Below are 10,900 nucleotides of genomic sequence, written 5' to 3' on the forward strand. Positions count from 1 at the left end.
GATCAGCGGATGAGGGGAGAGACAGGAGGCGGCGTGCTGCTGAGGACGTGCACGGCCGACCGTGCTGCCTGCTCCACGACGGAGATGCCGTGGGACATGCTCCGGCTGCCGTGGGAGAGGATCGCGAGATAGAACGTGTTCCCGTACGCCCTGACCCGCCCCATACTGTTGATCGCCCAGCGCTGGGAGTTGGGGCGCAGCAGCCAGCCGTTCTTGAGCGCCCAGTGACCGCCTGCCGCCGATACTCCCCAGTCCTGATCACCGTCGATGTCGCCCATCAGTTCCTGGACCAGGGAGCGTGAGGCCCGGGTCAGCGGCGAAGGTGAGCTGAACACAGCGGACAGCAGGGTCAGTTGGTCCGCGGCAGTGGTCCGGGTGAGGCCCCAGTTGACTCCCGGCCCTGCTTCGGTGGCGGTCAAGCCGATGGCTTCATTGGCGTCATCGAGGCCTCGGCCGCCTCCGATGCGCCGCCACAGCGCGCTGGTGGCGGTGTTGTCGCTGCTCTGGATCATCGAGGCCGCGGTCGATGTCTCCCAGCGGGTCAGTGGCCGCCGCTCGCGTTGGGCATGCAGGAGCAGGGCCGCCAGAATGTCGACCTTGACGATGCTCGCGGTGACGTGTGTGTGGGAGCCGTATACCGCCCGCCGGTCGTCATCGGGGTCGAGAACAGCGACCGACACCTGTGTGCCGCTGCGCGTCCGGATCCGTTCGATCCGTTCGAGAGAACGCGACAGCACCTTGTTCAGGTCCGTCGGAGCCGGCGGCGCCTGCTTGACCGGGTTGCCGGGCAGGACCTGGGCCGGCTTCGTGTGCTCCGGGCGCGCCGGCGCCTTGCTCTGTGCCGGGGGTCGGCCGCCACGCACGTCACCGGTTCCGCTGTGCTGATGGCCACCGGCCAAGCAGCCCGTGAGCAACAGGCCGGCAGCCGAGCATGCCAGTACCCGTGGCTTTCCTCGCCGGCCCGGGGGGTGGGGCGAAGGGGCAGCACCAATGGGATCCACCGGAACCTCAATCACACGAATGGGCAGTGGGCTAAGCAGAAAATATGCCCATCTGTGCTCTTCGTTCCGAAGCGCGCCGCGTCCCGGCGCGGGGTCCTGCTAAAGGCGCAACCGCGTGCACGAGCGATTGATCACGGCCGGGCTTCCCGCACCGCCGCGCGAGCCGCCGCCGCGTCCGGGGCCGCGAGGGCGAGAGCTGCCAGGCGGCGGCAGTCGTCGATACTGTGCGCCGCGAGGGAGGCCCGGACCTCCCCCAGGCAGCTCGGCGCGGCCGACAGGCTCGTCACGCCCAGTCCGACCAGGACCAGAGCCAGCAGCGGGTCCGCCGCGGCCTCGCCGCACACGCCGACCGGCCGGCCCTGTGCGGCGCCCGCGTCGGCGGCCGCACGCACCAGGTCGAGCAGCGCGGGCTGCCAGGGGTCCAGGAGCTCGGCCAGGCTGCCGAGGGTGCGGTCGGCGGCGAACGCGTACTGGGCCAGGTCGTTGGTGCCGATGCTGAGGAAGTCGCACGTCTGCGCGAGCGCTCCCGCGCGCAAGGCCTCGGCCGGCACCTCCACCATGGCGCCGGCGGTGGCGAGTCCGTGGGCTCGCACCCGGTCGGCGAAGCCGGCTGCCTCGCTCGGCACCGACACCATGGGCGCCATCACCCACACCTCGGCCCCGCAGCCCTCGGCCGCGGCGGCGATCGCGGCCAGTTGCGTTTCCAGCAGGTGCGGATCGCGGCGTGCCGTCCGTAGACCGCGTATGCCCAGGGCCGGGTTCTGCTCGTCGGCCGCGGTGGCGAACGGCAGCGGCTTGTCGGCTCCGGCGTCCAGGGTGCGTACGACGACGCGGCGTCCCGCGAAGGCGGCGAACACCTCGCGGTAGGCGGCGGTCTGCTCCTCGGCGGTGGGGGCTTGGGCGCGGTCGAGGTAGAGGAATTCGGTACGGAACAACCCCACCCCCTCGCTGTCGGCCGCCGCGGCCGCCGGCAGTTCGTGCAGGGCGCCCAGGTTGACCAGCAGCTTCACCGCGTGGCCGTCCGACGTCCGGCCCGGGCCGCTGACCAGGGCGGCGTTGCGCCGCCGACGTTCCTCGTGGGCGGCTGCCGCGGCGACGGTGTCCGGTGCCGGGTCGGTCATGACCCTGCCGGCGGTGCCGTCGACGAGCACGGGCCTGCCGTCGTCGAGCACCGAGGCGTCGGCACAGCCGACGACGGCGGGCAGGCCGAGGATCTTCGCCAGGATGGCGGTGTGGCTGGTGGGTCCGCCGCGCTCGGTGACCAGGGCGAGGACCCGGGCCGGGTCGAGGAGCGCGGTGTCGGCGGGCGCGAGGTCGTCGGCGACCAGGACGTAGGGGTGGCCGGGGTCGGGCAGGCCCGGCATGGGCAGGCCGAGGACGCGCGCCACCGCGCGGTCGCGGAGGTCGTCGAGGTCGGCGACGCGTTCGGCGAAGTAGCCGCCCGCCGCCTGGAGCGAGGCGCGGAACTCACTGAACGCTGCGGCCAGGGCGTGGGGGGCGTCGGTGCCGTCGAGCACGAGGGCTTCGGTCCGGTCGGCGAGCGCCGGATCGGCTGCCATCATCGCCTGTGCGCGGAGGACTTCGGCCGCTTCGCCGTCGGCCGTGGCCGCGCGCTCCTCCAGATCGGTGGCGACCCCTCCCAGTGCCGCGCGGGCCGCGGCGGCCTCCGCGGGTGCGTCGGCCGGACCGACGGTGCGCGGCGCGGGCAGCGCGGGCGGGGGCGCCATGCGGGCGACGGGGCCGGCGGCGCTGCCGCCGCCGATGCCGATGCCGTGCATCACCGTGGTCGTCGTTGCCGGGGTGGGGGTCGGCGTCGGGGCGGTGGTGGTCGTCCGGGTCACCGCTGCTCCTCGGCGTCGTGGTCGGCGGCGACCAGCGTGGCCAGTTCCTCGATGGCGGCTTCGGCGCCGTCGCCGTCGGCGGTCAGCACCAGGGCTTCGCCGTGCTGGGCGCCGAGAGCGAGTACGGACAGCAGGCTCCGGGCATCCACCGGGGCCTGTCCGTCCCGGGCCACGGTCACCTTGACCGGCTGGCGGGCGGCGGCCTGGACGAAGACCGAGGCCGGGCGGGCGTGCAGTCCGGAACGGGAGCCGATGATGACAGTGCGCTGGGGCATGGGAGATGACCCTCCTACGGGGGATGCGGACGGGGGCGGCCGGTGAGCTTGTGTCCGGCCGGGAGGAGGCACGGCGCTGGGCCTGGCGTAGCTCGGTTGTGGTGAGTGGGGCCGGGGCGTGGCCCGGGGACCGGAGTCTCAGGCGGCCACGGAGACCTTGGGGTCCGGGGCCGCCGGGTTGGCCGGGACCGTCTCCGCCGGGCCCGCCGGCTTGCGGTGACTCTTGAGGAGGATCACCAGCGCGGCAGTGACCACGGTGCCGGCCGCGATGGCCAGCAGATAGAGCAGGGCCTGGCCGATCAGCGGGACGACGAAGATGCCACCGTGCGGGGCACGCAGCGTGGCGCCGAACGCCATCGACAGGGCGCCGGTGACGGCCCCGCCGGCCATCGCGGACGGGATGACCCGCAGCGGGTCCGCCGCGGCGAACGGAATGGCGCCCTCACTGATGAAGGAGGCACCGAGGACCCAGGCCGCCTTGCCGTTCTGCCGCTCGGTCCTGGTGAACAGCTTCGCGCGCACGGTCGTCGCCAGGGCCATGCCCAGCGGCGGGACCATGCCGGCCGCCATCACCGCGGCCATGACCTTGAGGCTGCCGTCGGTGGGGGTGGCGAGGCCACCGACCGCGAAGGCGTAGGCGACCTTGTTCACCGGGCCGCCGAGGTCGAAGCACATCATGAGGCCGAGCAGGACGCCGAGCAGGACGGCGTTGCCGCCCGAGAGGCCGCTCAGCCAGTCGCTCATGGCCTTCTGGAAGGAGGCGATCGGCTTGCCGACCACGACGAGCATCAGGAAGCCGACGACCGCGGCGGAGATCAACGGGATCACGACCACCGGCATGATGCCGCGCAGCACGGGCGGCACGTGAACACGCTGGATGGCCATCACCACCGCGCCCGCGAGCAGACCGGCCGCGAGGCCGCCGAGGAAGCCCGCGTTGATGGTGACCGCGAGGGCACCGCCGACGATGCCGGGCACGAGCCCGGGCCGGTCGACCATGCCGTAGGCGATGTATCCGGCGAGGACCGGGACGAGGAAGCCGAAGGCGGCGCCGCCGATCTGGAACAGCAGTGCGGCCCAGCTCGCGGCCTCGGTCCACAGGAAGTGCTCGGCGACGGACGGGGCCGTGTTGATCTCGTATCCGCCGATGGCGAAGGCGAGGGCGATGAGCAGACCGCCCGCGGCGACGAACGGCACCATGTAACTGACGCCGGTCATGAGCCACTTGCGCAGGCGCGTACCGAAGTGGTCGCCGGGGGCGCCGGCGTCCATGGGCGCCGAGGCGGCGGCCGCGGCGGTGACCTCGCCGCGTGCGGCCTTGGCCCGTGTCTCGGCGATGAGTTCGGCGGGGCGGTTGATGGCGGCCTTGACGCCGACGTCGACCGTGGGCTTTCCGGCGAACCGGTCCTTCTCGCGGACCTCCACGTCGTGCGCGAGGATCACGCCGTCGGCGGCCGCGACGACGGCGGGGGCGAGCCGGCTGAATCCGGCCGAGCCCTGGGTCTCCACGACGAGTTCCACGCCCTCGGTCTCCGCGGCCTTCTGGAGGGAATCGGCGGCCATGTACGTGTGGGCAATACCGGTCGGGCAGGAGGTGACGGCCACGATCCGGAAGGGGACGGAGTCGGTTGCCGGGGCGGCGGCCGCCGGATCCGAACTCACCGGGGCGGCAGCTGCCGAGTCGCCGGAAGCCGTACTCGCCGAGGCGTCGGCCGGGGCTGTCGCCTCCTCCTCACCTCGGATGAGGGCGGCGGCCGTCGCCGGGTCGCGTTCGGTGCGCAGTGCGGTGGTGAAGTCGGTGTCCATGAGCCGGCGGGCCAGGGTGGAGAGGATCGTCAGATGGTCGTCGTCCGCGCCGGCCGGGGCCGCTATCAGGAAGATCAGATCGGCGGGGCCGTCCGGCGCGCCGAAATCGATGCCTTGCTCGCTGCGGCCGAATGCCAGCGTCGGGAGGGTGACGTGCTCGCTGCGGCAGTGCGGTATGCCGATGCCGCCGTCGAGACCGGTCGGCATCTGGGCCTCGCGTGCCGCCACGTCGGCGAGGAAGCCGTCGAGATCGGTGACGCGGCCGGCCGCGACCATGCGCTCGGCGAGCGACCGGGCGGCCGCTTCCTTGGTCTCGGCGGACAGGTCGACGTCGACCAGTTCTCCGGTGATCAACTCACTCATCACGCGGCTCCTTGCTCGCGAACCGCCTCGGGGGGCGGTGGGGGGAGGTGGTGGTGCCAGGTCCGTCCGGGAAGTACGAGCGGATGGACGGAACGGCCGGGCGCCTTGAGCGGCGCCCTGCCGGAGCTGGGGCGGGACACGCGGCACGGTGGGGCGGGCGCGGGGCGATGACGGGCTGTCATGGCGCCGGCTCCCCGAGGGGGCGGTCCAGGGGAGGGTGCGCGGTCGTGGTGACCGCCGCCAGGTCGACGTCGGCCGGTGACGGCATGACGCTTCCAGGTAGTTGTACGGCCGCCGTTCCGTGGGCGACGGCCGCCGCCAGGGCGGCGGGGCCGCTGCCGCCGGCGGTGAGGAAGCCCGCCAGGGAGGCGTCTCCCGCACCGACGTTGCTGCGGACGGCGTCGGCGGGCGCGTGGCCGAACCAGGTACCGGTGGCGTCGACCAGGAGCTGGCCGTCCGCACCGAGGCTGGCCAGGACGGCCTGGGCGCCTCGTTCGCGCAGTTCCTCCGCCGCCTTGACGGCGTCGCCGACGGTGGCCAGGGGGCGGCCGACGGCTTCGGCGAGTTCCTCGGCGTTGGGCTTGACCACGTCGGGCCGTTCCCGGAGTGCGGCGGTCAGGGCCGCTCCCGAGGTGTCGAGGGCCACGCGGGCGCCGGCCCGGTGAATGCGGGCCACGAGTTCGGCGTACCACTCGGGCCGCAGACCGCGCGGCAGGCTGCCGCAGCAGGCGATCCAGTCGGCTTGCGCCGACCGGGTCCGTACGGCCTCGAGCAGCGCCTCGGCCTCGGCCGGGGCGATGTCGGGACCGGCCGCGTTGACCTTCGTGAGCGTGCCGTCGGGCTCGACGAGCGTGATGTTGACGCGGGTGGAGCCGGCGACGGGCACTCCGACGGCCTCGATGCCTCGTGCGCCGAGCAGCCGGCCGAGCAGCGCGCCCTCCGGACCGCCGAGCGGTACGACGGCGACGGTACGGTGACCGGCCGCGGCGACGGCGCGTGAGACGTTGACGCCCTTGCCTCCGGGGTCGACCCGGTCGCCGGTCGCGCGCAGCACGGCTCCCCTGTCCAGGGACGGCAGTTCGTACGTGCGGTCCAGGCTCGGGTTCGGGGTGATGGTGAGGATCATGCGCGGACGACCTCCGTACCCTGCCGCTCGATGAGGCGGGCGTCGTCGGGGCTGAGCCCCGTGTCGGTGATCAGCAGGTCCACGTCCGCGAGGTCGCCGAAGCGGGCAAAGTGCTGCTGCCCGAACTTGGCGGAGTCGGCGAGCAGGACGACCCTGCGGGCGGCTCCCATGGCGGCTTGCTTGACCGCGGCCTCGGCGAGGTCGGGGGTGGTCAGGCCGCCGTCGACGGCGAACCCGTTGGTGGCGAGGAAGACCACGTCGGCCTTGATCTCGCCGTAGGCACGCAGGGCCCAGGCGTCCACGGCGGCACGGGTGCGGTGCCTGACCCGTCCGCCGACCAGGTGCAGGGCGATGCCCGGGTGGTCGGCGAGCCGGGCGGCGACGGGCAGAGCGTGGGTGACGACGGTGAGCGCGGACTCCACCGGGAAGGCGGCGGCCAGCCGGGCGGACGTCGTGCCCGCGTCCAGGATCACGCTGCCGTCGACCGGGAGCTCGGCGAGTGCGGCGCGGGCGATGCGGTCCTTCTCGTCGGCGGCGACCGCGTCGCGTTCGGCGAGGTCAGGCTCGAAGTCGAGATGGCCGACCGGGATGGCGCCGCCGTGGACGCGCCGCACCAGCCCCGCTCGGTCGAGGGCCTTGAGGTCGCGCCGCACGGTTTCCGCGGTGACCTGGAACTCCTCGGCGAGGGACAGCACATCCACCCGGCCGCTGTCGCGGGCCAGGCGCATGATCTCCTGCTGACGCTCCGCTGCGAACATGTGGTTTTACATCCGTTTCCGTGACCGAGCCTGTTGTTTTCCTCGATGCTACGCCCGCATCGCAGGGAAGTAAACAGATTCGGGCATGGGAACGGACGGAAATCAGGCATCGGCGCGGCTCCGCGACCGGGCGGCAATGACTGACCCCGGGTGCGGCGGCCATGAGTGGCTGCCGTACCCGGGGTCAGGGGCGTGATGGGTTCTGGCGTGATCGGTTCTAGAAGGTCAGGTTCCAGGCGTCGATCCGTCCGACGTCCTGGGTGGCGATGTCCCGTACCCGCAGCTTCCACGTGCCGGCCGCGGTCTCCGCCGACGCGTTGACCGTGTAGGTCTTGCCGACGTTGTCCGTGCCGTCGTTGTTGGCGAAGTCTTCCAGCAGGTAGACCGTGCCGTCGGGAGCGACGAGCGAGACCACGAGGTCACCGCGGTAGGTGTGCTTGATGTCCACACCGACCTTGAGCGTGGCCGGGGCGTTGCCGCTCACGCCGGTGACCGCGATCGGGCTGTCCACCGTGGCGTTGTCGCCGATGGCCACGTCGGTGAGGTTCTCGAAGTACTTACCGGGCGGCGGGGTGCCGCCCACCGCCTTCAGCGCGTCGACCTGCCCCTCGCCGAAGAAGCCGTTCCTGGCCGTCGTGCCCGTGCAGCGACTGTCGGACGGGCAGGCGGTGTCGGTGGCCTGGCCGGCCAGCTGTGCGCGGAGGTCCGCCGGTGTGGAGGCGGGGTTGACACTGGCGAGCAGGGCTGCCACGCCCGCGACGTGCGGCGCGGCCATCGACGTCCCGTTCATGTTGCTGTACTTGCCGCCCGGGACGGTCGAGTACACCCCGGAGGAACCGTCGCCGCCCGGCGCGGCGATGTCGATGATGTCCTTGCCGAAGTTGGAGTACGACGCCTTGATGTTGCCCTTGCCCATGGCCGCGACGGTCACCACGCCCGGCAGCTCGGTCGGGATGTCAATACAGGCATTGGTGATGTTCCGGGTGACCGGGGTCGAGTCGTTGGGGCTCGAGGAGTCGGTCGTCTTGTTCGCCAGGTCGTAGTTGGAGTTACCGGCGGCGGCGACCTGCAGCGAACCCTTGCCCTCGGCGTACGCCTGGGCGCGCTTGACGCCCTCGATGATGGCGGCCTGGTCGGCGTTGTCCGGGCAGTTGAACATCCACGGGTCGGTGTAATAGCTGTTGTTGGTCACCTTGAAGCCGTGGTCGCCGGCCCACATGAAGCCGCAGATGGTGTTCTCGGCGAAGAACATGCTGGTGTCCGGCTCGGCGATGCGGACGGACGATATCTTCACGCTGGGCGCGACGCCGATGACTCCCTTGCCGTTCTTGGCGGCCGCGATCGTGCCGGCGACGTGGGTGCCGTGCGTGCCGACGTCCCGCCAGGCGCCGGCCCGGGTGTCGGGCTTTCCGTACGCGCAGGACACCGAGTCGGCGGCGTTGAAGTTCGGCGCGAGGTCCTGGTGCTGGTCGTCCACGCCGGTGTCGAGCACGCCGACCTTGACCGTGGGCGAACCGGTGGTCACGGCCCACGCCTGGTCAGCCTTGATCTGGGTCATGTCCCAGCGGTTGGACTCGGTCAGCGTGGTCGGAGACTGCGCGGGGTTCGCCGGCAGCGCCGGGTTGTACGCGTCGGCCGGCACGTCGGACGTCCGGGTGGCGCCGACCTGTTGTACGCCGGCGACCGCGCGCATAGCACCGGCGAATGTCGCGGACGTCGAGTGCGCGACGACGACTCCGATCGCGTCGTAGTGCGCGAAGACCGTACCGCCCTTGCCGGCTATCGCCGTCCGCACCGCCGAGGTGTCACCCGGCGCGGTGATGACCAGGTAGGCGCGGGTGCCTGCGGCCCAGGCCGAAGGAGCGGCTGCGGTGGCCGACTTGCCCGGGGCGGCCGACGTGCCCGAGGTGCCCGGCGGGACCGGCGTGACGGCGGCATTGGCGAGTCCGGCGGGGGTCACGAGGACCACGGCCGCGCCGAATGCGGAAGCGGCCACGACCGAGCGTCTCAGCCGGCTGGATATGTGGGAAAACAATGCGTCCTCCGAAGGCCCGACGGTGCTGGTGGCACCGGTCGAGCCACGTGTTGTGTGGGGTGAACGCAAGATGTCAGATGATCAGCCCGGAAGGGAAGTGTCGTGTGTCACAAGTCGGTTCGCCGGTCGGGAGGCGCCTGAGGACCCCGAAGGCCTCTTCGGGGTCCTCTTCGCTGTGTGGAGGTGGTCCAACTCCTCCGGGCGCAGCATCTTGCGGCGTCGCGCGTGCGGTCAAAGGAGCGTCGGCAACAGTCTGTTGCCCTGGGCGGCACAGCAGCGGTCCGGCGATTCGATCGCCGCGCTGACCGCAGAAAATGCGCTCGGCCGGACGCAAGGAGGAGGCGCGTGCCATGCTCTGGCAGTTCAGTGCCACGCCGCTCTTCCTTCAGTACATCTACCAGTGGCGGCGTCACGATGACGCAGACCGTGCGCAGCCGCTGAGGCGGTCGCGGACGGCGGGAGAGCCTGGGGACGCCGAGCTGGTCCTCGACGGTGTCGCGACCACCTTGCCCGCCGAGCAGTTCACCACTCAACTCCAGCTCATCCAGGAAGCCGGCGAGGACTACGCGGCGTATCTGCTGCAAGCCGTCACGGAGCAGTGCGGAACGGAGCGGCTCAGCCGTCTGCTCGATGCCGTGCGGGTGCGGACCGACGACTTCCCCGAGGCGGAGGCCGCGCTGCGGGCCGCCGTGGCCCGGCGCGGCCAGGGCGAGACCGCCGGCGCCGTCGAGTCATGACCGTGTCCGGACGCCGGCCCGCGACGAGCGGCGTCCAGGTCGGCGGCGGGGTGCCGGAGAGCTCATCCGTACCGGCTCAGCTCATGGAAGAAGTCCTCGACGACGTGCAGTTGCCCGGCGCCGACCACCTCGTCGTAGACGTACTTGCCCACCGCGAGGTCGAGCACTCCGAGGCCGAAGGGCGAGAACACCACCGGCCGGTCCGCCGGCACCGTCACCCGCCCGGCCATCACATCGTCCAGCGTGCCGGTCAGGAAGTCCCGGTTGCCCGTGAGCTGCTCGGCCAGATGCGGCGAGGTGCCGGCCTTCAGGCAGTGCTCGATGTCATCGACGATGTTGGCCGAGCCGAGCAGGATCTCCGGCGCGAGGTCGCGCAGCGACACGTGCAGGACCAGAGGGTTGTGGCCGAACCACGCCGGGTCGTTGACGTGCGGCTGGGCGGCGACGGTGGCGAAGACCACCAGGTCGCTGGAGCGGATCAGCTCCTCGGCGCTGTCGTGCACGCTGATCCGCCCGGTTTCACCGGACTGCCGCAGGTAGTCATGGAAGCCGGCCGCGCTGTCGGCGGACAGGTCGTGCACGCCGGTCTCGTCGAACGACCAGCCGGTGGCAGCCAGGAAGGTGTGGATGTAACGGGCGATCAGGCCCGCCCCGAAGAACCCGACGCGTGCCGGGCGCTGCCGGCCGCGGCTGAGCCACCGGGCCGCCAGCGCGGCCGATGCCGCGGTCCTGGTGGCGCTGATGATGGAGCTTTCCAGGCAGGCGAACGGGTAGCCGGTGTCGTGGTCGTTGAGGATCAGCACGGCCGAGGCCCTGGGGACGCCGGCCGTCACATTCTCCGGGAAGCTGGAGATCCACTTCAGGCCGTCCACCCGCACCTGCTGTCGGCGTACACGTGAACGTCCCCACCCGCGTACGGATGAACGTCCCCAGTTCTTGATGCCTTGAAGGGACACCT

The 10,900-nt window shown here is 72.0% G+C and carries 9 protein-coding genes; 1 reads left to right on the forward strand and 8 read right to left on the reverse strand.

The annotated features are described in order from the left end of the window. Window positions 1–2: 2 nt before the first annotated feature. From ACWV17_RS29805 to ACWV17_RS29835, 7 genes are all read right to left on the reverse strand, one after another. The gene (locus ACWV17_RS29805; protein ID WP_455362115.1) at window positions 3–863 is read right to left on the reverse strand and encodes a serine hydrolase; all 861 of its coding nucleotides are present in this window, start codon (window positions 861–863) and stop codon (window positions 3–5) included. A gap of 269 nt (window positions 864–1,132) precedes the next feature. Then, complete coding sequence (gene ptsP, locus ACWV17_RS29810) at window positions 1,133–2,779, reverse strand: phosphoenolpyruvate--protein phosphotransferase (RefSeq protein WP_455362123.1); 1,647 nt, start codon at window positions 2,777–2,779, stop codon at window positions 1,133–1,135. A gap of 59 nt (window positions 2,780–2,838) precedes the next feature. Next, the gene (locus tag ACWV17_RS29815; protein WP_455355269.1) at window positions 2,839–3,117 is read right to left on the reverse strand and encodes an HPr family phosphocarrier protein; all 279 of its coding nucleotides are present in this window, start codon (window positions 3,115–3,117) and stop codon (window positions 2,839–2,841) included. Window positions 3,118–3,255: 138 nt separating this feature from the next. Further along, window positions 3,256–5,286 carry a PTS fructose transporter subunit IIABC gene (locus ACWV17_RS29820; protein ID WP_455362116.1) on the reverse strand — a complete coding sequence of 677 codons (2,031 nt, stop codon included), beginning with the start codon at window positions 5,284–5,286 and terminating at the stop codon, window positions 3,256–3,258. Window positions 5,287–5,464: 178 nt separating this feature from the next. Continuing rightward, the gene (gene pfkB / locus ACWV17_RS29825; protein WP_455362117.1) at window positions 5,465–6,412 is read right to left on the reverse strand and encodes a 1-phosphofructokinase; all 948 of its coding nucleotides are present in this window, start codon (window positions 6,410–6,412) and stop codon (window positions 5,465–5,467) included. Beyond that, complete coding sequence (locus tag ACWV17_RS29830; RefSeq protein ID WP_455362118.1) at window positions 6,409–7,170, reverse strand: DeoR/GlpR family DNA-binding transcription regulator; 762 nt, start codon at window positions 7,168–7,170, stop codon at window positions 6,409–6,411. The genes pfkB and ACWV17_RS29830 overlap by 4 nt, the downstream gene beginning before the upstream one ends. 217 nt (window positions 7,171–7,387) lie before the next feature. Further along, window positions 7,388–9,166, reverse strand: a complete 1,779-nt coding sequence (locus ACWV17_RS29835) for a S8 family peptidase (RefSeq protein WP_455362119.1) — start codon at window positions 9,164–9,166, stop codon at window positions 7,388–7,390. Between the two features lie 389 nt (window positions 9,167–9,555). Between ACWV17_RS29835 and ACWV17_RS29840 the strand changes: the two genes are divergently transcribed. After that, entirely contained in the window at window positions 9,556–9,942 is a 387-nt protein-coding gene (locus ACWV17_RS29840) for a hypothetical protein (RefSeq protein WP_455362120.1), read from the forward strand. Between the two features lie 62 nt (window positions 9,943–10,004). Here ACWV17_RS29840 and sbnB read toward each other — a convergent pair. Then, window positions 10,005–10,900, reverse strand: an 896-nt coding sequence (gene sbnB, locus ACWV17_RS29845) for a 2,3-diaminopropionate biosynthesis protein SbnB (protein WP_455362121.1), incomplete at its 5' end; no start/stop codon positions are given.

The organism is Streptomyces mabaensis, from assembly GCF_053763515.1.

Excerpts from the sequence above, each read along its gene's own strand:
- pfkB (WP_455362117.1), bottom strand. The coding sequence starts at position 6,412 with ATGATCCTCACCATCACCCCGAACCCGAGCCTGGACCGCACGTACGAA.
- ACWV17_RS29830 (WP_455362118.1), bottom strand. The coding sequence starts at position 7,170 with ATGTTCGCAGCGGAGCGTCAGCAGGAGATCATGCGCCTGGCCCGCGAC.
- ACWV17_RS29815 (WP_455355269.1), bottom strand. The coding sequence starts at position 3,117 with ATGCCCCAGCGCACTGTCATCATCGGCTCCCGTTCCGGACTGCACGCC.
- ptsP (WP_455362123.1), bottom strand. The coding sequence starts at position 2,779 with ATGCACGGCATCGGCATCGGCGGCGGCAGCGCCGCCGGCCCCGTCGCC.
- ACWV17_RS29820 (WP_455362116.1), bottom strand. The coding sequence starts at position 5,286 with ATGAGTGAGTTGATCACCGGAGAACTGGTCGACGTCGACCTGTCCGCC.
- ACWV17_RS29840 (WP_455362120.1), top strand. The coding sequence starts at position 9,556 with ATGCTCTGGCAGTTCAGTGCCACGCCGCTCTTCCTTCAGTACATCTAC.